22 protein-coding genes and 3 pseudogenes are annotated in these 24,274 nt (G+C 72.7%); 7 read left to right on the top strand and 18 right to left on the bottom strand.

The window, feature by feature from the left end; translation table 11 throughout:
* Positions 1 to 21: 21 nt before the first annotated feature.
* The gene (locus PSQ21_RS07085) at positions 22 to 549 is read left to right on the top strand and encodes a hypothetical protein (protein WP_337961694.1); all 528 of its coding nucleotides are present in this window, start codon (positions 22 to 24) and stop codon (positions 547 to 549) included.
* Here the strand turns inward: PSQ21_RS07085 and PSQ21_RS07090 are convergent.
* From PSQ21_RS07090 to hisD, 10 genes are all read right to left on the bottom strand, one after another.
* Positions 546 to 3,554: a helix-turn-helix transcriptional regulator gene (locus PSQ21_RS07090; protein WP_274029551.1), complete on the bottom strand. Its 3,009-nt coding sequence runs from the start codon at positions 3,552 to 3,554 to the stop codon at positions 546 to 548. The two genes, PSQ21_RS07085 and PSQ21_RS07090, sit on opposite strands and share 4 nt — an antisense overlap.
* A 146-nt stretch (positions 3,555 to 3,700) precedes the next feature.
* Complete coding sequence (gene bdeA, locus PSQ21_RS07095; RefSeq protein WP_274029552.1) at positions 3,701 to 4,621, bottom strand: bis(hydroxyethyl) terephthalate hydrolase; 921 nt, start codon at positions 4,619 to 4,621, stop codon at positions 3,701 to 3,703.
* A gap of 201 nt (positions 4,622 to 4,822) precedes the next feature.
* A complete protein-coding gene (gene hisF, locus PSQ21_RS07100) occupies positions 4,823 to 5,578 on the bottom strand; it encodes an imidazole glycerol phosphate synthase subunit HisF (protein WP_015607959.1) in 756 nt (251 codons plus the stop codon).
* Complete coding sequence (locus PSQ21_RS07105) at positions 5,575 to 5,997, bottom strand: RidA family protein (protein WP_274029553.1); 423 nt, start codon at positions 5,995 to 5,997, stop codon at positions 5,575 to 5,577. The genes hisF and PSQ21_RS07105 overlap by 4 nt, the downstream gene beginning before the upstream one ends.
* Entirely contained in the window at positions 5,994 to 6,719 is a 726-nt protein-coding gene (gene priA, locus PSQ21_RS07110; RefSeq protein WP_274029554.1) for a bifunctional 1-(5-phosphoribosyl)-5-((5-phosphoribosylamino)methylideneamino)imidazole-4-carboxamide isomerase/phosphoribosylanthranilate isomerase PriA, read from the bottom strand. The genes PSQ21_RS07105 and priA overlap by 4 nt, the downstream gene beginning before the upstream one ends.
* Entirely contained in the window at positions 6,719 to 7,363 is a 645-nt protein-coding gene (gene hisH / locus PSQ21_RS07115) for an imidazole glycerol phosphate synthase subunit HisH (RefSeq protein WP_274029555.1), read from the bottom strand. The genes priA and hisH overlap by 1 nt, the downstream gene beginning before the upstream one ends.
* 13 nt (positions 7,364 to 7,376) lie before the next feature.
* Positions 7,377 to 7,544: a hypothetical protein gene (locus PSQ21_RS07120; RefSeq protein WP_003969742.1), complete on the bottom strand. Its 168-nt coding sequence runs from the start codon at positions 7,542 to 7,544 to the stop codon at positions 7,377 to 7,379.
* Positions 7,541 to 8,137, bottom strand: coding sequence for an imidazoleglycerol-phosphate dehydratase HisB (hisB, locus tag PSQ21_RS07125; protein WP_030583332.1), 597 nt, complete (start codon positions 8,135 to 8,137; stop codon positions 7,541 to 7,543). The genes PSQ21_RS07120 and hisB overlap by 4 nt, the downstream gene beginning before the upstream one ends.
* Entirely contained in the window at positions 8,134 to 9,264 is a 1,131-nt protein-coding gene (locus PSQ21_RS07130; protein ID WP_274029557.1) for a histidinol-phosphate transaminase, read from the bottom strand. Before PSQ21_RS07130 ends, hisB begins: the two co-directional genes overlap by 4 nt.
* Positions 9,261 to 10,610 carry a histidinol dehydrogenase gene (gene hisD / locus PSQ21_RS07135; protein ID WP_274029559.1) on the bottom strand — a complete coding sequence of 450 codons (1,350 nt, stop codon included), beginning with the start codon at positions 10,608 to 10,610 and terminating at the stop codon, positions 9,261 to 9,263. The genes PSQ21_RS07130 and hisD overlap by 4 nt, the downstream gene beginning before the upstream one ends.
* Before the next feature lie 185 nt (positions 10,611 to 10,795).
* Here hisD and PSQ21_RS07140 point away from each other — a divergent pair, with 185 nt between their 5' ends.
* The 4 genes from PSQ21_RS07140 (at position 10,796) to ybaK (ending at position 14,945) form a co-directional block, all read left to right on the top strand.
* The gene (locus PSQ21_RS07140) at positions 10,796 to 12,397 is read left to right on the top strand and encodes an oxidoreductase (RefSeq protein WP_274029560.1); all 1,602 of its coding nucleotides are present in this window, start codon (positions 10,796 to 10,798) and stop codon (positions 12,395 to 12,397) included.
* A gap of 220 nt (positions 12,398 to 12,617) precedes the next feature.
* Complete coding sequence (locus PSQ21_RS07145; RefSeq protein ID WP_274029561.1) at positions 12,618 to 13,658, top strand: hypothetical protein; 1,041 nt, start codon at positions 12,618 to 12,620, stop codon at positions 13,656 to 13,658.
* Positions 13,659 to 13,663: 5 nt separating this feature from the next.
* Positions 13,664 to 14,428, top strand: coding sequence for an LON peptidase substrate-binding domain-containing protein (locus PSQ21_RS07150; protein ID WP_274029562.1), 765 nt, complete (start codon positions 13,664 to 13,666; stop codon positions 14,426 to 14,428).
* A gap of 16 nt (positions 14,429 to 14,444) precedes the next feature.
* Positions 14,445 to 14,945 (top strand): Cys-tRNA(Pro) deacylase, encoded by a 501-nt coding sequence (gene ybaK / locus PSQ21_RS07155; RefSeq protein ID WP_274029564.1) that lies wholly within the window; start codon positions 14,445 to 14,447, stop codon positions 14,943 to 14,945.
* Positions 14,946 to 14,960: 15 nt separating this feature from the next.
* Here the strand turns inward: ybaK and PSQ21_RS07160 are convergent.
* Positions 14,961 to 15,062: pseudogene (locus PSQ21_RS07160) on the bottom strand (IS5/IS1182 family transposase); the annotation flags it as partial.
* Positions 15,063 to 15,540: 478 nt separating this feature from the next.
* On the opposite strand from PSQ21_RS07160, the gene PSQ21_RS07165 reads away from it, so the two are divergent.
* Positions 15,541 to 15,672, top strand: a complete 132-nt coding sequence (locus PSQ21_RS07165; RefSeq protein ID WP_274029565.1) for a hypothetical protein — start codon at positions 15,541 to 15,543, stop codon at positions 15,670 to 15,672.
* A gap of 212 nt (positions 15,673 to 15,884) precedes the next feature.
* Here the strand turns inward: PSQ21_RS07165 and PSQ21_RS07170 are convergent.
* The 7 genes and pseudogenes from PSQ21_RS07170 to PSQ21_RS07200 all read right to left on the bottom strand — a co-directional run bounded on the left by PSQ21_RS07170 (position 15,885) and on the right by PSQ21_RS07200 (position 23,727).
* Positions 15,885 to 16,601 (bottom strand): annotated as a pseudogene (locus tag PSQ21_RS07170) (hypothetical protein).
* Between the two features lie 1,354 nt (positions 16,602 to 17,955).
* Positions 17,956 to 18,210, bottom strand: coding sequence for a hypothetical protein (locus PSQ21_RS07175; RefSeq protein ID WP_274029567.1), 255 nt, complete (start codon positions 18,208 to 18,210; stop codon positions 17,956 to 17,958).
* Between the two features lie 175 nt (positions 18,211 to 18,385).
* Positions 18,386 to 19,343: pseudogene (locus PSQ21_RS07180) on the bottom strand (IS481 family transposase).
* Between the two features lie 251 nt (positions 19,344 to 19,594).
* Positions 19,595 to 20,335, bottom strand: a complete 741-nt coding sequence (locus PSQ21_RS07185) for an ABC transporter permease (protein WP_274029570.1) — start codon at positions 20,333 to 20,335, stop codon at positions 19,595 to 19,597.
* A gap of 68 nt (positions 20,336 to 20,403) precedes the next feature.
* Positions 20,404 to 21,246 (bottom strand): ABC transporter permease, encoded by an 843-nt coding sequence (locus tag PSQ21_RS07190; RefSeq protein ID WP_274029571.1) that lies wholly within the window; start codon positions 21,244 to 21,246, stop codon positions 20,404 to 20,406.
* Between the two features lie 115 nt (positions 21,247 to 21,361).
* Entirely contained in the window at positions 21,362 to 22,345 is a 984-nt protein-coding gene (locus PSQ21_RS07195) for an ABC transporter ATP-binding protein (RefSeq protein ID WP_274035663.1), read from the bottom strand.
* A gap of 116 nt (positions 22,346 to 22,461) precedes the next feature.
* On the bottom strand, positions 22,462 to 23,727 hold the full coding sequence (locus PSQ21_RS07200) for an NYN domain-containing protein (RefSeq protein ID WP_274029572.1): 1,266 nt from the start codon (positions 23,725 to 23,727) through the stop codon (positions 22,462 to 22,464).
* A 347-nt stretch (positions 23,728 to 24,074) separates the two neighbouring features.
* On the opposite strand from PSQ21_RS07200, the gene PSQ21_RS07205 reads away from it, so the two are divergent.
* Positions 24,075 to 24,254, top strand: a complete 180-nt coding sequence (locus tag PSQ21_RS07205; protein WP_018957500.1) for a hypothetical protein — start codon at positions 24,075 to 24,077, stop codon at positions 24,252 to 24,254.
* Positions 24,255 to 24,274 lie beyond the last annotated feature (20 nt).

Raw genomic sequence — 24,274 nt, forward strand, 5'->3', positions numbered from 1 at the left:
GGTGCCATGCCCAGGACCAGCATGTGCGTCATGACGTCGGTGACCCTGCCTCTCCCCGCCTCCGCGCCCGCGCCTGTCTGGGCTCGCCGCGCCGCCCACGCGATCGCCCTGTGCGCCGTCCCGTCCGGCCTGTGGCGCATCGCCATGGCTTTTGGTGTTCCTGTGGGCTACAGCGACCAGGTGCTGCGCGACGTCTTCGACATCCCGGGCTGGGGCATCGCCTACGTCGTCGGCCTCTCCGTCCTCGCCGAGCTGGCCGCTCTGTTTCCGCTGCTGCTCGTCAGCGACCGGTGGCGACCGCTGCGTCCCGGGGTCCTCGCCCCGCTGGCCTGGACCGCCTCGGGCGCCCTGGTTCTGATGGCGTCGTGGCAACTCGTGGTCGCCGTCACCGTCGAGAGCCGGACGTACCTGTCGAGCGGTACGGCACAGACGGTCTGGGGCCTCGCCTTCGCTCCGCTGTTCGCCATCCCGGCCCTGATGACCGCGGTGACCTGGTCGTACGCCAAGCGGCACCGGACACGGGGACAAGTGCGTGCGGACACCCCTTAGGGGCTCAGCAGCCTGGCCAGTTCGGTGCGGGAGCGGATGCCGAGGGCGGCGAAGACATTGCGGAGGTGATGGTCGACCGTGCGGGGGCTGAGCGACAGCCGCAGCGCCACTTCCCGGTTGGTGGCCCCCTCCGCGACGCAGCGGGCGATGCGTTGCTGCTGGGGAGTGAGCGCCGCCAGCGGTTCGTCCGCCGCGTTCCGCCGGGCCGGGGCCTGCTCCCCCGCGGCTCGCAGCTCCCCGGCCGCCCGGTCCGCCCAGGCGCGGGCCGAGCAGCGCTGGAAGGCGACCAGGGCGTCGCGCAGCGGGCCGCGGGCCTCGCGGGTGCGCCGGCGGCGGCGCAGCCACTGTCCGTACAGCAGCTGGGTGCGGGCCCGTTCGAAGTCGCCGCCCGCGCGGCCGTGGTGGGCCAGGGCCTCGGCGTAGCGGGCGTCGGCCTCGTCGGCGGGGGCCAGCAGGGCCCGGCAGCGGGCCAGTTGGGCGGGCGCTCCCGCGTCGGCGGTCCGGGCGGCCCAGGACGCGAACTCGTCGACGGCGGCCCGGAGTTCGCAGGACTCCTCGGGCAGGCGACCGCCCAGCACCGCGGCCTCGACCCAGCAGGGCACGGCGAGCATCCGGGCGGCGAAGTGGCCCCGGCCGGGGCCGGTTCCCACGAGGGGGGCCAGCCGGGCGGCGGCTTCGCCGGGCCGCCCGGAGGCCAGGTCCGCGCGGGCCCGTGCCCAGGTGGCGAGGGTGACGGCCTGGGACAGTCCGTGCGGCCCCGCCCCGGCCAGCGCGGCGTCCCCGTGCGCGGCGCACGCCTCCGCGGGGCCCTCCACGGACGCGGCGAGGGCGAGCACGGCGTGCAGACGGGCGGAGCTGTTGGGCTGCCCCGCAAGGCGGGCGGCGTGCAGCCCTTCCAGGGCGTGGGCCCGCGCCCCGGCGTGCCGGCCGGCCCGCAGTTCGGCGTAGGCGAGGTGTTCGAGGGCTCCGGGCAGCAGCGCGTCGGGCCCCCTGGTCCGTACGGCGGCGAGCGCGCGGGCGCCCGCGCGGCAGGCGGCGGCCACGTCCCCGAGGACCAGGGCGGCGACCCCGGCCCGGAGCAGCGCGGCCGGGTCGCCGGGTTCGCGGGCGGGGTCGAGGCAGCGGCGGAGCAGGGCGTGGCCCTCGGCCGTGCGGCCTTCGAGCACGGCGCACATGCCGGCCCGGTAGTGCTCCAGGCCCGCCTCCAGCGGGGAGCGGGCGAGGCGGTTCATGGCGTCGAGGTAGCCGAGCGCGTCCCCCGCCGCCCAGGCGGCCTCGGCCGCGCCGAGAAGGGCGTCGAGGGCCCGGCGGGGATCGTGCGGGCCGAGCAGCCCGGCCGCGGCGAGCAGCGCTTCGTGGGCGTCGGCCGCGGGCCCGGAGCGCAGGGCCAGCATGCCGTGGACGTAGGGGGCGAGGCCCCGTGCGGGCTCGGCGGCCGGCCCCGCCGTGCCGGGCGCCCGAGGTCCGGTCCTGGCCAGCAGGGCCCGGGCCAGGGACGGGTCGCCCGCCAGCCCTGCCTGCTCGGCCGCCGCGGCGAACCGGGCCGCCCGCAGCGCGGGTTCGGCGGAGAGCAGGGCGGCGCGGACCAGGGCGGCGGAGCGTTCGGCGTGCGGGAAGGGGGCGTCGGCGGCTGCTTCGAGCCGTGCGGCCAGCGCGGCATCCGGTCCGGGCGCGGCACAGGCCCGCTGGACGAGTGCGGCGAGCGGGACGGGCGGGGGCGCGGGGACCCGGGCGGCCGGAGGGTGCGTAAGGGCTCTGCCCGGAGAGGCCGTCGTGGCCTCCGCCGGTGCGCCGATGATGGCCGGGGCGGCCGGAGGGGGTGGGGTGCCGGTCCCCGGAGGGGCCACCGCGGGCGCCGCCGGAGCGGCGTCCGGCCGTGCGGCCCGGGCCCGGTCGCCGGTCTCCGTCAGCAGGGTGGCGAGCAGTTCGTGGGCGGCGCGGCGGTGGGCCCAGGGGGCGTGGTGGAGCACGGCGCGGGCGACCAGGCGGTCGGCGAAGTGGACGCGGCTGCCCGCCCGTTGGAGGAGGCCGGCGGTGGCGGAGGCGCCGAACAAGGCCCGGTCCAGGAAGTCCCGGGGCAGTCCGCCGCGGGTGCCCGCGCGCAGCAGGAGCAGGGCGTCCGCCCCGGCGCCGTCCGGCTCGTGCTCCTGGGCGGCGGCGGCGAGCAGGAGCAGGGCCCGGGTCCGGTCGGGCAGGCCGTCGAGGCGTTCGGCGTGGGCGGCGAGCACCGCTTCGGCGCCGGGCAGGGGGAAGGGCAGCGGGGTGCGGCCTGCTAGCTGGTCCGGGGTGAGGCGGCCGGTGAGCCCGGCGAGCAGGCGGGGGTTTCCGGCCGCCTCACGGAGAAGCTCGGCGCGCACGATCGGGTCGATCCCTTCCGTACCGGGGGCCGTGCCGGGGGCCGCCCCGGGGGCCAGCCGGTCCAGGAGCGCCGATGCCGCGGCCTGGCCCAGGGGCCCGAGAGGGAGCGCGGGCAGCCCGGCGAAGACCGTGCCGTCGACGGCCGAGAGGAGGACGGCGATCCGGCTGCCCGCGCCCAGTCCGCGGGCCACGAAGGCGAGGGCGCTCCGGGACGCCTGGTCCCAGGTGTGCGCGTCGTCGACGCAGACCAGCAGGGGCCGCCCGGCGCCGAGTTCCCGCAGCCGGGCGGCCAGTGCGTCGGGGGTGATGGCCGGGGGCGGGGCGGCGGGCGGCCCCTGCTGGTCCGCGTCAGGGGCGGCGGGCGAAAGGGCGGCGGCGTGGCCCGAGCCGAGCAGGGCGTGCAGCCCGCCGCAGGGCACGGCACGCGCCGCGGGGTCGGCCGTGGCGTAGAGCACGGGGCCCCGGGCGCGGTGCGCTTCGGCGGCGGCGCGCAGCAGCGCCGTACGGCCGAGACCGGGGGACGCGGCCAGCACGAGCGCCCCTCCGTCACCTCGCCGCAGATGGGCCAACAGGGTTTCCAGGATGGCGAGTTCATCGTCCCGGCCGTACAGCCGGAGCGGACTGCGCACGGTCGTCGATGGGGTCACACCGGCACCGTACGTTCGTGCCGGCGAGGGTGGAAGCGGCGCGTCCGGGGCGCGGTCGGGGACGGCCCGGTGCGGTGCGCGCTCCCAGCCGGAGCCCTGCCGCGCTGTGCCGGAGCACAGTGCGGCAGGGCCCCGGGGCGCCGGGATTACGCGGTGTGCGGGCAGTTGCCCCGGTACTCCGCGATGGTCAGGCTCGGCTGCGGGAGCGGGCAGAGGAACTGCTCGTAGCGGGTGTCGTTGTCGATGAAGCGCTTCAGCCACGAAATGCTGTATTTCGCGATCGTGGTGTTGGACGTGTTGGGCGTGAAGTGCGAGGCCCCTCGCAGCTCCAGGTACGCCTTGTCCAGCGACGCGGGCAGCGACCGGTAGAACGGCTCGGAGTGCGTGGCGACGGAGGCGACGGTGTCACCGTCCGCGCCGACGATCAGCGTGGGCGTGCGCAGTTCGGGCCAGGTCTTGTCGGTGTTCCAGCCGGTCAGCGGGATCGCCGCCTTCAGCGAGGGGCGGCTCTTGGCGGCCTCCAAGGAGCCGCCACCGCCCATCGAGTGGCCCATCACACCGAGCCGGGAGGCATCGACCCGGGCCCGCACCGAGCTGCGCTGGGTGAGGTAGTCCAGTGCGGCGAGGAGTTGGCGGCCACGGCTGTCGGGCTGGTCGAGCGTGGTGTTGGTGTCGATGGTGAAGACCACGAAGCCCTGCGAGGCCAGGCGCGGTCCGAGCCAGGCGATGGAGGACTCGTAGGCGGTGAAGCCGGGCGAGATGACGACCGCGCCGAAGGTGCCGTCGGCGGTGGACGACGGGTAGTAGATGGTGCCCCCGCCGAAGCCGCTCGCGGCGAGCGAGGAGACGGAGGTCTGCGAGGTGGCGTAGGAGCCGCGGCTCGCCTCGATGGAGGCGTTGGTGGGGGCCGGGCCGCGCTCGTAGGGGTTGTCGGCGGCCTGGGCGCCCGGGACCAGAGCGGTCATCAGGAGACCGGCGGTGGCCGCGGCTGCGGTCAGCAGACCCGCGAGCGTACGGGGGCGGCTCGGGCGCGGGGGGACGGTGCCGGAGGGGAGGTGCTGCTGCACGGGGGGGGTCCTCTCGGTGGTGGCGGGAACCTCACCACGCGAGGCCCACGAAGCCCGTCGTCCGGGGGCTCGGGGTGCGCCGCGTGGCCACCGACGTCGTCCGTCGGCGTTCGCCACTCTCACGCCGCGTCCCGTGAACACGCATCGGCGGTATCACCGGCCTCGGGCGGGCCGGTGATACCGCCGGTTCTCGTCGCGGAGTCAGCGGACCGGGTGGCCCGCTTCCCGCAGGGCGCCCTTGACCTCGGAGATCCGCAGGTCGCCGAAGTGGAAGACGGACGCGGCGAGCACCGCGTCGGCCCCCGCCTCGATCGCCGGGGCGAAGTCGGCGAGCCGGCCCGCGCCGCCGGAGGCGATGACGGGGACGGTGACGTGCTTGCGCACCGCCTCGATCATCTCGGTGTCGTAGCCGTCCTTCGTGCCGTCGGCGTCCATCGAATTGAGCAGGATCTCGCCCGCGCCCAGCTCGGCGGCCCGGTGGGCCCACTCGACGGCGTCGATGCCGGTGCCCTTGCGGCCGCCGTGCGTGGTGACCTCGAACGTGCCCTCCGGGGTGCGGCGGGCGTCGACGGAGAGCACCAGGACCTGGCGTCCGAAGCGTTCGGCGATCTCGCGGATGAGGTCGGGGCGGGCGATGGCGGCGGTGTTGACGCCGACCTTGTCGGCCCCGGCGCGCAGCAGCTTGTCGACGTCGTCGGGGGTGCGGACGCCGCCGCCGACGGTGAGCGGGATGAAGACCTGCTCGGCGGTGCGGCGGACCACGTCGTACGTCGTCTCGCGGTCGCCGCTGGAGGCGGTGATGTCGAGGAAGGTCAGCTCGTCGGCGCCCTCGGCGTCGTACAGCTTGGCCATCTCGACGGGGTCGCCCGCGTCGCGCAGATTCTGGAAGTTGACGCCCTTGACGACCCGGCCGTTGTCGACGTCGAGGCAGGGGATGACGCGTACGGCGAGGGTCACCGCGCACCTCCTCGGTAGGCCTCTACCTCGACCTCGACGACCAGGCTCGGGTCCACGAAACCGGACACGATGATCATGGAGGCGGCGGGGCGCACGGCGTCGAACAGCTCCTTGTGGGCGCGGCCGATGTCCTCCACGTCCCGGGCGTGCGTGAGGTACATGCGGGTGCGGACGACGTCCTCGCGGCCGAGGCCCACCTGCTCCAGCGCGGCGAACGCGACGTCGAAGGAGGTGATCGCCTGCTCGTACGGGGAGCCCGCGGAGATCTGGCCGTTGATCACGGAGGTGCAGCCGGCGACCAGGACGAGCCCGTTGGGCAGTTCGACGGCGCGCGAGTAGCCGAACTTCTCCTCCCAGGGCGCGCCGGTGGAGATCCGGCGTACGGCGGCAGCGCTGGTGGACTCAGCGGATTCGGTCATGCGGCGACCGCCTTGAGGGCTTCTTCCAGCGTGAACGCCTTCGCGTACAGCGCCTTGCCGACGATCGCGCCCTCGACTCCTTCGGGGACGAGGAGGGAGATGGCGCGGAGGTCGTCGAGGGAGGAGACACCGCCGGAGGCGACGACCGGGCGGTCGGTGGCCGCGCAGACGTCGCGCAGCAGGCCCAGGTTGGGGCCCTGGAGGGTGCCGTCCTTGGCGATGTCGGTGACGACGTAGCGCGCGCAGCCCTCGGCGTCGAGGCGGGCGAGGGTCTCGTAGAGGTCGCCGCCGTCGCGGGTCCAGCCCCGGCCGCGCAGGGTGGTGCCGCGGACGTCGAGGCCGACGGCGATCTTGTCGCCGTGCTCGGCGATGACCTTGGCGACCCACTCGGGGGTCTCCAGGGCGGCGGTGCCGAGGTTGACCCGGCGGCAGCCGGTGGCGAGGGCGGCGGCGAGCGAGGCGTCGTCGCGGATGCCGCCGGACAGCTCGACCTTGATGTCCATGGCCCCGGCGACCTCGGCGATCAGGGCGCGGTTGTCGCCGGTGCCGAAGGCGGCGTCCAGGTCGACGAGGTGCAGCCACTCGGCACCGGCGCGCTGCCAGGCGAGGGCGGCCTCCAGCGGGGAGCCATAGGAGGTCTCGGAGCCGGACTCGCCGTGCACGAGGCGGACGGCCTGGCCGTCACGGACGTCGACGGCGGGGAGCAGTTCAAGCTTCGGCATTACAGCGTCTCGATCCAGTTGGTCAGCAGCTGGGCGCCGGCGTCGCCGGACTTCTCGGGGTGGAACTGGGTGGCCCACAGCGCGCCGTTCTCCACGGCGGCCACGAACCGTTCGCCGTGCGTGGCCCAGGTGATCCTGGGGGCACGGATCTTGGCGTTGGTCACTTCTAGGGACCAGTCGTGCGCCGCGTAGGAGTGCACGAAGTAGTAGCGCGCGTCGGCGTCCAGGCCCGCGAAGAGCCGGGAGTCCTCGGGGGCCTCGACGGTGTTCCACCCCATGTGCGGGACGACGTCGGCCTTCAGGGGGCCGACCGTGCCGGGCCATTCGTCCAGGCCCTCGGTCTCCACGCCGTGCTCGATGCCGCGCTCGAAGAGGATCTGCATCCCGACGCAGATGCCCATGACGGGGCGGCCGCCGGAGAGCCGGCGGCCGACGATCCAGTCGCCGCGGGCCCTCTTGAGCCCGTCCATGCAGGCGGAGAACGCGCCGACGCCGGGGACGAGGAGCCCGTCGGCGTTCATCGCGCGGTCGTAGTCGCGGGTGATCTCGACGTCCGCGCCGACATGGGCGAGGGCCCGCTCGGCGGAACGGACGTTGCCGAAGCCGTAGTCGAAGACGACGACCTTCTTCTTGTTCTCACTCATGACGTACCTGTCCTCAGTCCCACAGTCCCTGGATCCGCAGGATGCCCGCCACCAGGCACATCACGGAGCCGATCGACAGCAGCACGATGACGCCCTTGGGCATCCCCTGCTTGGCGAAGGAGTAGACGCCACCGGCCAGGAAGAGGCCGACGACGATCAGGATGGTGTTGAGGCCGGTCACAGGGCGCCCTTCGTGGAGGGCAGGATGCCGGCGGCGCGCGGGTCGTGCTCGCTGGCGTACCGCAGGGCGCGGGCGAGCGCCTTGAACTGGCACTCGACGATGTGGTGCGCGTTGCGCCCGTACGGCACGTGGACGTGCAGGGCGATCTGCGCCTGGGCGACGAAGGACTCCAGGATGTGCCGGGTCATCGTCGTGTCGTACGCGCCGATCATCGGCGCCATCTTCTCGGGCTCGGTGTGCACGAGGTAGGGGCGGCCGGAGAGGTCGACGGTGACCTGGGCGAGCGACTCGTCCAGCGGCACGGTGCAGTTGCCGAAGCGGTAGATGCCGACCTTGTCGCCGAGGGCCTGCTTGAAGGCGGCGCCCAGTGCGAGCGCGGTGTCCTCGATGGTGTGGTGGCTGTCGATGTGCAGGTCGCCCTCGGTCTTGACCGTGAGGTCGAAGAGGCCGTGGCGGCCGAGCTGGTCGAGCATGTGGTCGTAGAAGCCGACCCCGGTGGCGACATCGACCTTGCCGGTGCCGTCGAGGTTGATCTCGACGAGCACGGACGTTTCCTTCGTGGTGCGTTCCACGCGGCCTACGCGGGGGCTCATGCGTCGTGCTCCTTCTTCAGTTCGCGTACCGCATCGAGGAACGCGTCGTTCTCTGCCGGGGTTCCCGCGGAGACCCGCAGCCATCCCGGTACGCCGTTGTCCCGGACCAGGACGCCCCGGTCGAGGATCCGCTGCCAGACGGCGTGGCTGTCGTCGAAGCGGCCGAACTGGACGAAGTTGGCGTCCGAGTCGGTGACCTCGTAGCCGGTGGCGCGCAGCTCGGCCACCAGCCGGTCGCGCTCGCTCTTGAGCTGCGCGACGTATGCCAGCAGCGTATCGGTGTGCTCCAGGGCGGCGAGCGCGGTGGCCTGGGTGACGGAGGAGAGGTGGTACGGCAGCCGCACCAGCTGGACCGCGTCGACCACGGCCGGGTCGGCGGCGAGGTAGCCGAGGCGGAGTCCCGCCGCGCCGAACGCCTTGGACATGGTCCGGGAGAGGACCAGGTTGCGGCGGCCCTCGATCAGCGGGAGCAGGGAGGGGTGGTGGCTGAACTCGCCGTAGGCCTCGTCGACGACGACCATCGAGGGGCCGGCGGCCTGGGCGGCTTCGTACAGGGCGAGGACGGTGTCCGCGTCGACGGCGGTGCCGGTGGGGTTGTTGGGCGAGGTGATGAAGACGACCTCGGGCCGGTGCTCGGCGATGGCGGCGCGGGCGGCGTCCACGTCGATGGTGAAGTCCTCGTTGCGCGGCCCGCTGATCCAGCCGGTGCCGGTGGACCGGGAGATCAGGGCGTGCATGGAGTACGAGGGTTCGAAGCCGATCGCGGTGCGGCCGGGCCCGCCGAAGGTCTGGAGCAGCTGCTGGAGGACCTCGTTGGACCCGTTGGCGGCCCATACGTTGGCCCGGCTCACCGGGTGTCCCGCCGTGCGGGACAGGTAGCGGGCCAGCTCGGTGCGGAGCTCGACGGCGTCCCGGTCGGGGTAGCGGTTGAGGCCGCGGGCGGCCTCGCGGACCCGCTCGGCGATCCGGTCGACCAGGGCTTCGGGGAGCGGGTACGGGTTCTCGTTGGTGTTGAGGCGTACGGGGACGTCGAGCTGGGGTGCTCCGTACGGGGACTGGCCGCGCAGTTCGTCGCGGATGGGAAGCTCGTCCCAGGGGTTACGGGGGGTGGTGCTGCCGTTCGTCACTGCTGCGGAACCTTCCAGCCACTGTGTTCGTCGAGTTCGCCTTCGGCGAAACGTGCCTTGAGGGCCGCGCCGTGGGCGGGGAGGTCCTCCGCCTCGGCGAGGGTCACGACGTGGTGGGTGACCTCGGCGAGCGCGTCGCGGCTGTAGTCGACGATGTGGATGCCGCGCAGGAAGGACTGCACGGAGAGGCCCGAGGAGTGGCAGGCGCAGCCGCCGGTGGGCAGGACGTGGTTGGAGCCGGCGCAGTAGTCGCCGAGCGAGACCGGCGAGAAGGGGCCGACGAAGATCGCTCCGGCGTTGCGGACCCGGTCGGCGACGGCGGCGGCGTCGGCGGTCTGGATCTCCAGGTGCTCGGCGCCGTACGCGTCGACGACCTTGAGGCCGTCCGCGATGGAGGAGACCAGGACGATCGCGGACTGGCGGCCTGCCAGGGCGGGCTCGATGCGGTCCTTGACGTGCTTGGAGGCGGCGACCTGGGGGGCCAGCTCGGCCTCGGTGGCGGCGGCCAGCTCCTCGGAGTCGGTGACCAGGACGGCGGCGGCCATCGGGTCGTGCTCGGCCTGGCTGATCAGGTCGGCGGCCACGTGCGCCGGGTCGGCGGTGGCGTCGGCGAGGATCGCGATCTCGGTGGGCCCGGCCTCGGCGTCGATGCCGATGCGGCCCTTGAGGAGGCGCTTGGCGGCGGCGACGTAGATGTTGCCGGGGCCGGTGACCAGGTTGACCGGGAGGCAGTCCTCGGTGCCGTAGGCGAACATCGCGACGGCCTGCGAGCCGCCGGCGGCGTACACCTCGTCGACGCCGAGCAGGGCGCACGCTGCGAGGATCGTGGGGTGCGGCAGCCCGCCGAAGTCCTTCTGCGGCGGGGAGGCGACGGCGACGCCCTCGACCCCCGCCTCCTGGGCCGGGACGACGTTCATCACGACGGAGGAGGGGTAGACCGAGCGGCCGCCGGGGACGTAGAGGCCGACGCGCTCGACGGGCACCCACTTCTCGGTGACGGTGCCGCCGGGGACGACCTGGGTGGTGTGCGTGGTGCGGCGCTGCTCGCGGTGGACGAGGCGGGCGCGGCGGATCGACTCCTCCAGGGCGGCGCGGACGGCCGGATCCAGCTCCCGCAGGGCACGGGAGAGCGCGTCGGCGGGCACCCGGACCGACTCGATCCGGACACCGTCCAGTTTCTCCCCCCAGTCGATCACTGCCGCGGAGCCACGATGGCGCACGTCCTCGCAGATGGGCCGCACCGTCTCCAGGGCGGCTTCCACGTCGAACTCGGCACGGGGCAGCAGGTCGCGCAGGGCGGCACCCTCGGGGAGGGCGTCACCGCGCAGATCGATTCGAGAGATCACACGGCAATTCTCTCAGACCGCCCGGAGCGGCCGGTCGTCCGTATCACTGGCTGATACCGGTCGCCCGTACCACTGGCCGATACGCGTCTCGGCCATGTCCGGCTGTCACTGCTGACCGCTAGCTTTCGTGGCGTCACGCAGAGGGAAGAACAGCACTACAGCATGTGTGCACGGAGGGAGCGGCCGTGACCGAGCCGCACGAAGGCGACATCCCGGACGGCCTCAGCGCAGCGGAGCTGGGCATGTGGCAGTCCTTCCGCAACGGGACCACCTACGACTTACGCAGCTACGACCCGACCCACAACGATCCGTTCACCCCCCAGGTGTGGGGGCCCGAGCGGAGCGTCGGCGCGCGCACGGTGGCGCGGCTGCTGCTGAGCGGTCCGCCGGCCCGGCCGGGCCGGGTGGCGGCGCTGAAGCTCCGGGGGGTGCGGATCACCGGAAAGCTGGATCTGGCGGGCGGGCGGGTGGCTCCGTACGTGGAGCTGACCGGCTGCCGCTTCGAGCAGGAGGTGGTGCTCCCCGAGTGCCACTTCACCACACTGCGGCTGGTGGGCTGCGCGCTGCCCCGGCTGGAGGCCGCACGGCTGCACACGGAGGGCGATCTGCATCTGCCGCGCTGCCGGATCGACCGGGGGATCCGGCTGACCGACGCCCAGATCGGCACGGATCTGCTGATCAACCAGCTCAGCGTCGGCCCGGACCGGCACGGGCGGGCCGTCGTCGGGGACGGCATGGCGGTCGCCCAGGACCTCCAGGCCGAGATGATCGAGACGCTCGGCGAGCTGAGCCTGCGCGGGGCGAAGGTGGGTGGTTCGCTGAGCCTGCGCGGCAGCCGGCTGCGCGCCGCGGAGGACCGCCGCGCGCTGAACGCCCCGCAGCTGACGGTGGAGCGCACGCTCTACATGACCGAGGCGTGGGTGAGCGTCGACACGGGGAACCAGGGCACCACACCCCCGTACGGCGTGGTCTACGCCCCGACGCCGGCGCGCGGCACCCGCTCGCAGATCTTCGAGTGCCGGGGCGGGGTGCGCCTGGACGACGGGCGGTTCGGGGACGCGGTGGACCTGCACAAGGCCCGGTTCACCATGACCCGGCAGGAGGAGCTGTCGCTGCGCAGGATCGTGACGCCGGAGCTGCGGTTCAACGCGGAGCGCCCGGAGGAGGGCCGGGTCGTCCTGAACGGCGCGAAGGTGGTGACCCTGATCGACCTGTCGACGAGCTGGCCGGGCCCGGGCGGTCTGGCGATGGGCGGCTTCGTCTACGAGAACCTCGTCCCCTACGGCCACTTCCCGCTCTCCCGGCGGCTGGAGTGGGTGCTCGCCGCGACCCCGGAGTACGTCCCCGAGCCGTACGAGCGGCTGGCCACGGTGATGCGCAGTTGCGGCGAGGACGCGGACGCGCGCGAGGTGCTGCTGGCCAAGCAGCGCCGCCGCCGCGAGACGCTGCCTCCCGCCGCGAAGGCGTGGGGCTATCTCCAGGACTGGACGGTGGCGTACGGCTACCGGCCGGGGCGGGCCGCGGTGTGGATGGCGGTGCTGTGGGCGGCGGGCACGGCGGCGTTCGCGCAGCACGTTCCGCCCTCCATCAAGGGCGAGGAGCATCCGCAGTGGAATCCCGCCCTGTACGCGCTGGATCTGCTGATCCCGGTGATCAACCTGGGGCAGGACGGCTACTGGCGGATGGAGGACGCCTGGCAGTGGGCCGCGGCCGGTCTGGTGCTGGTGGGATGGGTTCTGGCCACCACCGTGGCGGCGGGGGCGTCGCGGACGCTGCGCAGGGGCTGACCTCTCCGGGGCGTTCGCGCGGCCATGGGCGGCCGGGGCCGGGAGTCCGGCCGCCCGCGGCCGTGTGAGCGGAGGAACGCGCGAGCGTCACGGAGGGGTGCGATCAAGCCAACGAAGAGCATTTCCTTTGCCTTTTCTTGACCCTGCCCGATACAACCCATTCACTCGGCACAGAAGCTTCACAGCACACCTCTGGCGCGGCCCTCACCAGCGCTTTTCAATGGTCTGCACCATGGCATTCCTTCGCGCTCTGCTCAGTACCGCGCGCATGATCCGGCACAGCCCTCCGCTGTCCGCCGGGCTGTCCGCGGATGACGCGGTGCTGCTCGACGCCCCCGACGAGCGGCTCTCTCCCGCGCTGGTCGCCGCTGCCCTGGGCGACTACGAACCGGCCGCCAAGCTGCTCGCCACCACCCGGGACCGCGCCGACTGGGAGAACCGGGACCGCTATCTCGGCCGGCTCGTCACCTTCGCCCGCGGCCGGGACGGCTGGCTCGTCGACTGGCTGGCCGCCGCCCCGCGCGACCCGGACGCGCTGCTGGTCAAGGCGGAGCTGTCGGTCCGCCGGGCCTGGGAGTCGCCCGCCCGCGCGGAACGGCTCCGTGAGGTCGGCCCGCTGATCACCGCCGCCGCCGAGGCGGACCCGCGCGACCCCGTGCCGTGGCGGCTCGCCCTGGACCACGCACGCGGCACCCACGCCACGCACACCGCCTTCGAAGCGTTGTGGGAGCAGGCCGTACGGCGTTCCGCACACCATTACGGCTGCCATGTCGCGGCCCTGCGCTACCTCTCCGCCGCCTGGTACGGCTCGCACCGCGAGTGCTTCGACTTCGCCGAGCGGGCGGCCGAGGACGCGCTGCCCGACTCCCTGGTGCAGGCCCTGCCGATCCGGGCGGCCTTCGCGCTGCTCCTGGACACCCAGGCGGCGGGCCGGACCACCCCCGTACTGGAGGAGCGGATCGACGCGGCGGCCGACCTGGCCATCAGGCTCTCCGCCGCCTACCGGCCCGGCGATCCGTGGCCGGCCGAGGTCCGCAATCTCCTCGCGTACGTCCTGCTCGCCCGGGGCCGCTGGGCGGAGGCGCTGCACCAGTTCAGCCTGATCGGCGTGCACGCGACGTCGTTCCCGTGGTCGTCGGTGTCCGAGGACGCGCTCGGCCGGTTCCTGGACGCGCGGGACGGCGCACGGCTCCGGGCGGCCTCCCTGACCCCGTTGCGCAACCGGGCAGACCACGGCCGCCCCCGGGGCCATTACGCTTGACCGTTGTGACCACCGCCCGCCTTCCCCTTTTCCCGCTCAACGCGGTGCTGTTCCCCGGCCTGGTGCTGCCGCTCAACGTCTTCGAAGAGCGATATCGCGCCATGCTGCGGGAGCTGCTGAAGAGCGACGAGGACGAACCTCGCCGCTTCGTCGTGGTCGCGATCCGCGACGGCCGCGAGATCGCCCCCACGGCCACCGGTATGCCGGACACCGTCGCGGCGGCCCCTCCCTCCGAGCGCGCCCCGGCGGAGGGCTTCGGCCCCGACCCCATCCAGACCTTCCACCGGGTCGGCTGCGTCGCCGACGCGGCGACGGTCCGCGAGCGCGCCGACGGCAGCTTCGAGGTCCTGGCCACCGGCACCACCCGGGTCAGGCTGCTGTCCGTCGAGGCGAGCGGCCCGTATCTGACCGCCGAGGTGGAGGAGCTGGCCGACGAACCGCTCGGCGAGGACGAGGGCGACGAGGCGGGAGCGCTCGCCGAGGGCGTCCTGCGGGCCTTCCGCACCTACCAGAAGCGGCTGGCCGGGGCGAACGAACGGTCGCTGGCGACCGGCGCCGACCTCCCCGACGACCCCTCCGTGATCTCCTACCTGGTCGCGGCGGCCACGGTCCTGGACGTCCCCACCAAGCAGCGCCTGCTCCAGGCCCCGGACACCGCGACCCGGCTGCGCGAGGAGCTGACGCTGCTGCGCAAGGAGACCGCGGTCATCCGGCACCTGCCCTCGCTGCCCGCGACCGACCTGACCCGGGTCCCCACCCACCCCAACTGATCGAGGACCTCTCCCGGTGGCGAAGAAGTCGAAGAAGCAGCCGGGCGGCACCCCCGCCACGGTCGCCCTGACCGCGGCGGGCACCGCCTTCACGGTCCACGCCTACGACCACGACCCGGCCTCCCCCTCCTACGGGGAGGAAGCCGCCGAGGCCCTGGGCGTCTCCCCCGACCGGGTCTTCAAGACCCTGGTGGCGGATGTGGACGGCGCTCTGACGGTCGCGGTGGTCCCGGTGGCCGGTTCCCTGGACCTCAAGGCCCTGGCCTCCGCGGTGGGCGGCAAGCGCGCCACGATGGCGGACCCGGCCGCCGCGGAGCGCACCACGGGCTACGTACGCGGCGGCATCTCCCCCCTGGGCCAGCGCAAGCGCCTGCGCACGGTGCTGGACGCGTCGGCGCGCGCCCACGCCACGATCTGTGTGTCGGCGGGTCGGCGCGGTCTGGAGGTCGAGCTGGCGGCGACGGATCTGGCGGAGCTGACGGGGGCGGTGTTCGCGGAGATCGCGCGAGGCGCCTAGGCACTGTCCGGCGGATCATGGGCGGAGCCATAAGCGGACTGCCGCTGCGGTGACCGTGCCGTGGAAGACGTTGGCCCGCTAGTCGTAACGGGTGGCGACCGCACGGGAGTTCTTGATAGGGCGACGGCCAGACCGCAGGTGCAGAGCGACATCACCAGCCAGCAGCCCGGCCGGGTTCTGGGAGCGGGAGGCGTAGTGGAAGCCGGTCAGGGTGAGCGACTTGTCCCGGTCGCCGGTGTCCGGGCAGGTGCGGGCGACGGCCTGCGGCCGCCGCTCCCCGGCTGACACGAGCACGGGTCCAGTGCCGTGGTGGCGCAGGCTCTCACTCTCCTCCCGAGGCGCGTGAAATTGCGCGCAGGGCACCACTCAGACAGCCCCGGTGCTCCGTTCGAGTGAATGCAGTAGATGCGCTCGATAGGGATGGCGGGTACCGGAAGGTCACACGATTGCATCATCCGATCGCCTGGTTGACGTTGTTGGTGCTTTTGATTCGAAAACTCTCTATCGGGGTGGGTACAAAGGCCGCGACCTCCAGGACCGGAATCTACGCATTCCGCTTTCACGGCTGCGTTGGGCGTGGTGTGGACCGACAGGCGTGACTACCGTTCGAGTGCCTGGCTCGGACATGCACCTGGACATGGAGGGCCCCACCACCTACACCGGACTCAATGGGCTCCCCACCGGATTCCGCGACCTCGACGCCATCACCGGCGGGCTCACCCCCTGATCCCTCACCGTCATCGCCTCCCGGCAGCACATCCTGAGCGGCATCATGACCGACGACGACCGGGTCCGGCTCGCCCGCCGTGTCCCAGACGTCTCCGCAGCACCGCTCCACCTCAAGACCCCGGGCCGGATCATGGCGAAGCTGCCTTGACACAGGGCGGACCCCGTCAAGGACGTGGCCACTCTCAGCTCGCGCGTTCTTGCGCCTGGCCCTCAGCGTTCTCGAAGCTCAGCGGTCTTCCGCGGATCGTCCGCCAGAATGCGGGCCGCAAGCTGCCGTACCTGCTCCTCCAGGGGCTGATCGTGGGTGACGAACAATTCGTACGCGTAGGAACATGCACGCTCTCCTGGTGCCTGCACGTCGTGGAACTCGACATCGACCCCCTCCGGTCTGGTGAGTTTCTCGGGGTCTTCCGGCTCCACGCGTCGTGGCCAGACGCCCGTGAGGACGCAGCCCCCTGATCGAACCAGCCGCTGTCCGTAAGGGTCTGCCCGAGCCGCCGGGCAACGGTGTCTACCGGCTCCTCCCAGCTGCGGTCCGCTGCGGCCCGCGCGAGTTCGACCTCGTACTGGGCGGCGTCGAAGGTGATGTCCGCGGGCAGGGCGGTGATGTCGCTGCTGTTCTCCCAAGCGTCCCAGATCACTCGGTCGCCCTCGGCGCACGGTGACGTACAGGGCGCCGCAGCAGCCGGCGGTGCAGGTCGGTTCGGTGATCACGATCCTGCGCGGTTCCCGCGTGACCGCCAGCATCCACTTTTCGGCCGGGCCTGTCCAATGCCGACAGCTGGGCGTCAGCCCTTCCGGGTGGACTTCTCTCAGGATGTCCACCCGGAAGGGCAGAGGACGCACCTCGGCCCATGGGTCCGCCGCCCAGTCGTCCGGGATCCTGTGCTGCAAAGTCAAGGTACTGATCGCCAACTGATCGGTCATGCTCACATAGCCGGTGACGCCACGCAGCCTCGCACTCATTATTTGGCCCGCTCAGCTCCGGCTGATCGCGTCAACGCAACCACCGCTCGTGATTGATAAACTTGCCGAACTCACCACGTGAGACAACCTCTAAAAGCCCGCGCGAGCGGGAGGGGCCTGCGAGCAGTGCCTGACGGAATGTACCTGTGGAATTAGAGCCTGCGCGAGCGGGAGTGACTCTGACCGCATGACCGGCCACTTCATCCGCCTCCGAGGATAACCACACTCACCGCCCCGGCCCCGCCTGGCACGGCCGGTGGGTCCCACCCCTGGTTAAAGACCACACGCGCACCAGTAATCACCTCTACGGACCACTGCCCCTCCCGCGCCGGGTCGGGTCCCGGCGCGGGAGGGCGCTCAGCCTGCGATTCGCCGCTCGTGGGTGCTGTGGGGCCTGACTTCAGCTCGGGTAGACGACCGGTGCGGCGACTGTGTAGGCCCAGTGCCCATCCACTGCCAGTCTCGAAACCGCCCTGACCGCAGATCCGGAGAGGTCAGCGGTGGAAGCGAGGCAGCCTGCCCCGTATCCGCTGCTGAGGGTGGACTCAACACAGTCCCCGTTGTGTGCCGTGTAGCCGTTGGACCACTCGGCGGTAACTGTTACCTCGCCTTGGACCTTGATGGAACGGCCCGAGTTGTTCCGTACAACGAGCACGCCCTGGGTATTTCCACCAGGTCGGCTGACGATACAGGTCTGGAAGAGTACACCCCCGGCCGGATGTGTTGTGGTGCTGCCGCAATTCCAGTTCGAGTCCGGCGATATCTGGCTCCAATTCGGTGCGGCTACGGCGGGACTGGCTGCAAGCATTCCGGCTCCGGCAGCGAGTGCTACAGCTGCCAGCCCCTTGCGCGTACGACTCATGTCCATACTCCAAGACTCGGGGCCCGTTCTTTTGACCGGCACAGACTGCCCGTAGGGATCATGACCGAAACCCAGGTGAACACAGAAAAATTGAATGGCCGAAAAAGGGAGCTACTCCGCAGAGGCCGGAATAGATAATTCCACTTGACTGCAGCCCACTGCAGCGGGCCGTACATTCCGCTGCCGAATACAGGAGGAATGACGCAGGATCGGAGCCGCCGCCTCTGGCCTGCGCGGCCGAACACCCCCGCGCGGGGGAGAGTTCACCGCAGGAACGCTTCCGCACCCTCTCGGGGAGTTCATGGAGCTGGAAACGCAACATCCAACTCGGACTCGCCACGGCCCTACGGCGCGAGGTCCATCGGGTCACCGGCCGCCTCTGTGCCCCGCCAGGTCTTGTCGGCGGCTCGCCAACCGGCGCGCGCATGGGTCCAGGCAGGGAGTCGATGGGCTTCATACGTGAGTGCCGGAGTACCGCGCGCATGAGCCCCGGTCCCGCGTCCGGGCGCACGGGTACCCCCGCAGCGAACTCCTTCGCCTAGGGAGGGGCGGGCGGTCGAAGTGGGCGTTCCGCAGTCCTGCTCCGATCAGCCACAGCAGTGCGCCGTCGCTCACCGCCTGCGCCCACTTGGCGTCGATGTCCTCCGGGCCGAGCGGGTTGACGAACTCGAAGCCGAGCCGTCCGTCCGGGAGCGGCTCGAAGTCCACCCGGTGAACACCGCGAAGCTGCCCATGCAACTGGGCCGGGTGTAGCGGACGTGGACCTCGCGGCGGGCTTCGGCGGGGAATCGCATGCCGGAAGCGTGCCCGTCCGGCGGCCGCCGGGGCAATGGATTCCGGATGCCTCGGCGGCGACAGAATCGTGGTCAAGCGTCGAAGGTGCCTACCGGGTCCTGTATTGACCCGCAGGGTTGTTGACGCGGCTGATCGGGGGCTGGCCTCCGAGTGCGGTGTGGCAGCGGTGGTGGTTGTAGGTGTGGAGGAAGTCTGTCAGGGTTTCGGCCCGGTCGGTGTTCGAGGTGCAGGGCCGGATATAGGCCCATTCCTCGAGCAAGGTGCGGTTGAAGCGTTCGACCTTGCCGTTGGTCTGGGGCCGGTAGGCCCGGGTCAGTCTGCCTGTGGCATCGAGGTCGGCGAGGACGTTCTTCCAGGCCAAGCCCTTGCGGTAGGCCCAGGCGCTGTCCGTCAGGACCCGCTCGACGCGGGGTATGCCCTGGCGGTGGAAGAACGCGGCTGCGCGGGTGAGGAAGCCCGCGCAGGTGGTGACCTTCTCGTCGGGGTGGATCTCGCTGTAGGCGAGGTGGGAGTGGTTGTCGACGGCGGAGTGGATGTAGTAGAAGCCCATGTTGCTGCGGGTGGCGCGGCCGGCCTGGCGGCCCAGGGTCCAGTGGCCGCCGCCGTCGGGGATCCGGCCGAGTCTCTTCACGTCGATGTGGATCAGCTCGCCGGGCCGGTCGCGTTCATAGCGGCGGATCAGGGTGCCGGTCGGACGGTCGGTCCAGGACAGCCGGTCGAGGCTGTGGCGGGTCAGGATCCGGGGCACGGTCGAGGCGGGCAGAACCGGGCCGATGCGGGCGGGGGCCGAGCTTGCGGGTCCTGCGGAGGTCGCAGACACGAGCCTCGACGGCCCGTGGGGTGCGGTGCGGTGTGCGATGGAGCCTGCTGGAGCGGTCGGCCAGGCCCGTGTCGCCCTCAGCGCGCCAACGGCGGATCCACTTATGGGCGGTAGGCCTCGGTATGCCCATTTCGGCTGCCACATGAGCAACTGGCCGCCCACCGAGGAGGCGATCGACCAGGATTCGCCTGCCGTGAACGGTCAGCCGGGCATCACGGTGGGACACCAAGACCTCCGTGTGCGGTGTGGAGCCTAGACACCTCCACCACACCGGAGGTCTTCGCCATGATCAAGCCGGTCGGCGTTAACAACGCTCGTGATCAATACACCTAGCGCCTCTGCTTCTCCGCACACGAGAAGCAGGCCCCCGGACAACGCCCCACACCCCAGCCCCTCCGGCGTTTGAGGAGCGGGGTCCGGGGCAGCGCCCCGGTTTCGGGAAGGGGCGGGCAGGGGAAGAGGCCCGCCGCAGGCGACCTAGGCCGCCCCGCCGCCCCCGCCCGCAGGAGGCGTCCCGGCCGGAGACCCGGAGGACGGCCCCGCCAGGGGCCCCCGCACCGGCCCCCCGTCATACTCCGCGTACCCCGGCCAGCCCGGCTCCGCGTCCCGAGGCCCGAACGCCGCGGTGAGCAGCAGATGGACCCCCATCGCCACGAACGGCCACGCCAGCACCGCCACCCACACCGAGCGCAGCTCCAGCGGAGCGTCGAACGTCACGCCCTGGCCGGCCTCCCGGGCCCGCCCCACCACGTCGGAGGACGGCCCGAGCCAGATGCCGACCCGCCACGCCACCAGCGAGGCGAGCAGCGCGCCCAGCGCCAGCCCCACGACCACGAGGACGCCCCCTCGGCGCAGCCGCCAGAAGACCGCGGCGGCCGAGAGCGCGCCGAAGCCGATGGCCAGCAGGACGAACGTTCCGTCCGCCCCGATCGCCTCCTCGCCCTCGCTGTTCCCGAGGAAGACCGCCGTGTCGTCGGAGACCAGCGGTACGCGCGGCGCGAGCCACAGCCACAACAGACCGAGGGCGATACCCGCGAGCGCGACCAGGACGACGACGGCGGCGGCCTGACGAAGCTCTGTGGCCGTGTCCGGGTCGGCCGGATCGCCCGTCGGGGGCGCGAGGTAGGAGCCCGAGGGCGGGGCCTGCCACGGGTCGTGGGGGCCGGGCTGGTCGGGCGGCGTCAGAGGTGCGGTCACCGTGCCATCGTGCCAGGCCACCCGGTGAGGCGCCTCACCGGATGCCGCACCCGGCCGCGCCCTGCCCGGGCCCGGCGGGCCCGGGGCCGCTACCGTACGGCGGCCCGCCGGTACGCCCACGTCGCCACGGCCAGGGAGAGAACCCCCACCGCCGCGCAGATCGCGAGGAAGAAGGCGATGAGCCCCCAGTCCGGGCGGGCGTCGAAGGACCGGGCGAGCGCCTCGACCCCGTACGTCGAGGGCAGCAGGTCGCGCGCCCACCCCACCGGCTCCGGCAGCCGGTCCGCCGGCAGCACCCCGAGCAGCAGGGCGGCGGACATGCCCAGCTGGCCCAGCAGGGTCGCCAGCTCCGGGCGCGGGGCGAGCAGCCCGAGGGCCGCGCCGAGACCGGCCAGGGCGGCGCCGGAGAGCGGGACGACGGCCACCAGGACCCACAGATGGGTCATCGGCAGCTGGAACAGCACGCTTCCGGTGATCGCGGTGAAGACCGTGCCGGGCACGGTGAACGAGGCGTAGGCGGCGGCAGCGCCGAGCACCACCGCGGCGGGCGGCACGGGCAGGGTGGCGTAGTGGTCGAGTCCGCCGCCCGCCCGCAGCTGCCCGAAGTACTGGGCGAGCAGGTTGAGCGCCACGAACGCGACAACCAGGACGCTGGACCCCGCGACCACCGCGCGGGCCTCCGCGCCGCCGTCCACGACACCCCGCATCAGGACCATGATCCCGACGGACTGGAAGGTCGCCACGAAGAGCAGCGGGATCCGGGCGACCCGCGCCCGGGAGAGCTGGGCGCGGTAGACGGCGGCCAGCGAGGGCAGCAGCCGGGCGCGCGGCGCGAGGGGCGCGGCGACGGTACGGACGGGGCCCGTGCCGGAGGGGCCGGCCGCGTGCCGGACACGCGGCGGCGCGGTCCTGGCCGGAATGATGCTCGTCACCTGCGGCCGCTCCCCTGAGACACGTCCAACATGTCCAACACGTCCAAACCGTCCGGCCTGCCGCGTACTTCCGCCACGTCCGCGGCGTTCACGTTCCCCACGCCCTTCACACCTCTCACGCCTTCACCAGCCCCTTGGTCGCATTGGCCGCGTCTCCCCCGAGCGCGAGATAGACATCCTCCAGGCTGGGCGTGGCCAGGGTGAAATCGTCGAGCGCGGCGAAGGCCGCACCGCCCGTCACCGCGGCGACCGCGGCCCGCGCCTCGTCCGGCCCCAGCCGCAGCACCCAGCGCCGCCCGGACTCCTGGGCGGACGGCCGCAGCGCCGCCACCTCCGGGACGTCCAGCGGGGCCCGTTCGCGCCACACCAGCTCGACGCGCACCTCCCCGGCGACCTTCTCCTTGAGCCCGGCGGGGGTGTCGCAGGCGATGACCCGGCCGCGTTCGAGGACGGCGACCCGGTCGAGAACCGTCTCGGCCTCGATCACGTTGTGGGTGACCAGCAGGACCGTGGCCCCGCGCTCCGCCCGGCGGCGGTCGACGGCGGCCCAGACGGCGCGGCGGGCGACCGGGTCCATTCCGGTGGTCGGTTCGTCGAGAACGAGGACGGGCCGGTCGCCGACCAGGGTGGCGGCGAAGCAGGCGAGACGGCGCTGACCGCCGGAGAGCCTCTTCAGGGGCCGCCCGGCGATCGCGGTGAGGCCCAGCTCCTCCAGGACCGCGTCGCGCTCGGCGCGCGCTTCCCGGGCGGCGAGACCGCGCAGCCGTCCGGTGGTCTCGGCGGCGAGCGAGACGGTCAGTTCGTCGAGGGCGGTGGATTCCTGCCCGAGGTAGCCGATCAGCCGGGAGGCCCGTTCGGGGTGGCGTACGAGGTCGTGGCCCAGCACTTCGACGCTGCCGGAGTCGGGCCGCATCAGCCCGGTGAGCTGGCGGACCAGCGTGGACTTGCCGGCGCCGTTGGGGCCGAGCAGTCCGAAGATCTCGCCGCGCTCCACGTCCAGACCGATGCTGTCCGTGGCGCGGACCTCGGGCGTCGCGGGCGCACCCCGGCGGCCCCGGACGGCGGGATAGGTCTTGACCAGATCGCGCACCGCGCACACGGTGCCGGTGCCCCTCTGCGCCTGCGCTGTGCCCGTACTCACGAGGTACGAGGGTACGGGGTCACATGCCCCGGTCCGCGTCCGGGGCCACCCCGCGTCGCCCCGCGAAGGAGCGGCTACTCCCCCGCCGGTACGTGCTCGGCGGCGGCCCGCACGTCGATCTCCCGCCAGAAGCCGGCCCGGATCGCGTAACGGTCGTGTTCGTCGATCTGGTCGTCCTTGTGGGCGAGGAGCCCGAAGCGGGCCGCGTACCGCAGCAGCTCGCCGTCGATCCGGTGCGGGATGCGCGGGTACATGGTGGAGAGTTTCTGCAGGTGGACGGTTTCCGGCAGGCGCTCCATCCAGCGGCGGGCGAACACCTGGCCCACTTCGAAGGGGTCGCCGCCGACGGTCGTGATGTCCTCCTCGCGGTCCGCCCAGCGCTGTTCGGCGCTGGTGACCTGGGCGAGGGTCGGCAGGGACGCGGTCTCCGCCGGCTCGCCGAGGGGGCCGCCGCGCTCCACCCAGCCCCTGTCGGAGGACCAGCGCAGCGTGGCGTTCGCCGGCTGGGGCGGGTGCTGGCGGTCCGGGTGGGTGGCGTGGGCGCGCAGCGCGGCCAGGTCCTTGGGGGTGGGGACGGTCTTGTGGCCGGGGGCGGACGGGGTGCCGGACGAGGTGGCGGCGGTGGTCTCGGCGGGTGCGGCGGCGCCGTCCCTGGCCGCTGCGGCCTGGGCCTCGGAGGCGCGTTCGGCGGAGGCGGCGAGGGCCGCCTCCGGCAGCGGCGCGGAGAGGATCGCGGCGATCTCGGGGCGGGGGACGGGCGGCGGGGCGCAGGTGCCGCCGAGGTCCTTGGCGCGTACGGCCTTGGTGATCCAGGCCCGGTCGAGGACCCGCCGTTCATCGGCCTCGGCGACGAGGTCCTCGGACTGGTTGTAGTCGCCGTCGGCGGCCTGCACGGCCCAGAGGTGGACGGCGACCCCGTGTTCCTTGGCGGACATCAGACCGGGCAGCAGATCGCCGTCACCGGTCACCAGGACCACGTCCGAGCAGGCCCGGTTCCTGGCCAGTTCGGTCAGCTCGGCGTGCATGGCGGCGTCGACGCCCTTCTGCGCCCAGCGTCCGTCGCTGCGGGTCAGGGCGCCGAGCCGGACGGTCACGCGGGGCATCACGCGGAGCCGCCGGTGCTCGGGCTGGGGCACCCGGTCGGGGGCGCCGTCGAACCAGTAGATGCGCAGCAGGGGCTGTTGGGTGTCGGCCTCCGCGCGCTCGCGCAGCCCCTGGATGAGGGCCGCGTGGTCGACGGTGATGCGGGAACGGGCGGGCTCTCCGGCCAGCAGACTCGCGGCTGCGCCCAGCAAGTAGCCGGCGTCCACCAGGACGACGCAACGGTCCACGCGTTCCACCCTCTTCCGAATTCGGGAACGGTTCAGCGGCCCGCTCCTCGATGACCGGGTCCGCTTACCCAGGGTTTCCTTCGAGTCTGCCCGACCGGGAAGGGGTTCACGGCCGGAACTGGATCATCGGCGTGGCGGATCCGGAAAGGAAGAGGGAGGGAGGAAGGACGAGAGAGGGAGGCGGGAGGGAGGAGAGAAGGGACGAGGGCGCGGAGAGGCCGGCCGGAGGCGGCGGAGCGGGACCCCACTGCGGGAACCACTACGTACGGTAATGATCCAACATGCGGCGTTTGCGGCCCTATGTGAGTCTGACAGCGGTCCTGGCCCACCAGGATTCCCCACAGGAGGCACTCACCATGGCCAAGAACAAGAACCGCAAGCAGGGCAGCCAGCACGACCGCGCGTCCGCGTCGGAGCGGAGCGCGGAGCAGGCCAAGTCGACGGCGTACGAGTCGCAGAACCAGCCGCAGGCGCAGGCCCAGGGCAGCCCGTCCGACGTGGCGCGCAAGCATCAGCGACGCTTCGGCCACAACTGACCCGTCGGCCGCTCGCGGTA

It is taken from the genome of Streptomyces sp. MMBL 11-1, from assembly GCF_028622875.1.
In the GTDB taxonomy this organism is placed as follows: Bacteria; Actinomycetota; Actinomycetes; order Streptomycetales; family Streptomycetaceae; genus Streptomyces.

Excerpts from the sequence above, each read along its gene's own strand:
- PSQ21_RS07085 (WP_337961694.1), top strand. The coding sequence starts at position 22 with ATGTGCGTCATGACGTCGGTGACCCTGCCTCTCCCCGCCTCCGCGCCC.
- PSQ21_RS07105 (WP_274029553.1), bottom strand. The coding sequence starts at position 5,997 with ATGACCGAATCCGCTGAGTCCACCAGCGCTGCCGCCGTACGCCGGATC.
- priA (WP_274029554.1), bottom strand. The coding sequence starts at position 6,719 with ATGCCGAAGCTTGAACTGCTCCCCGCCGTCGACGTCCGTGACGGCCAG.
- hisH (WP_274029555.1), bottom strand. The coding sequence starts at position 7,363 with ATGAGTGAGAACAAGAAGAAGGTCGTCGTCTTCGACTACGGCTTCGGC.
- hisB (WP_030583332.1), bottom strand. The coding sequence starts at position 8,137 with ATGAGCCCCCGCGTAGGCCGCGTGGAACGCACCACGAAGGAAACGTCC.
- PSQ21_RS07145 (WP_274029561.1), top strand. The coding sequence starts at position 12,618 with ATGGTCTGCACCATGGCATTCCTTCGCGCTCTGCTCAGTACCGCGCGC.
- PSQ21_RS07205 (WP_018957500.1), top strand. The coding sequence starts at position 24,075 with ATGGCCAAGAACAAGAACCGCAAGCAGGGCAGCCAGCACGACCGCGCG.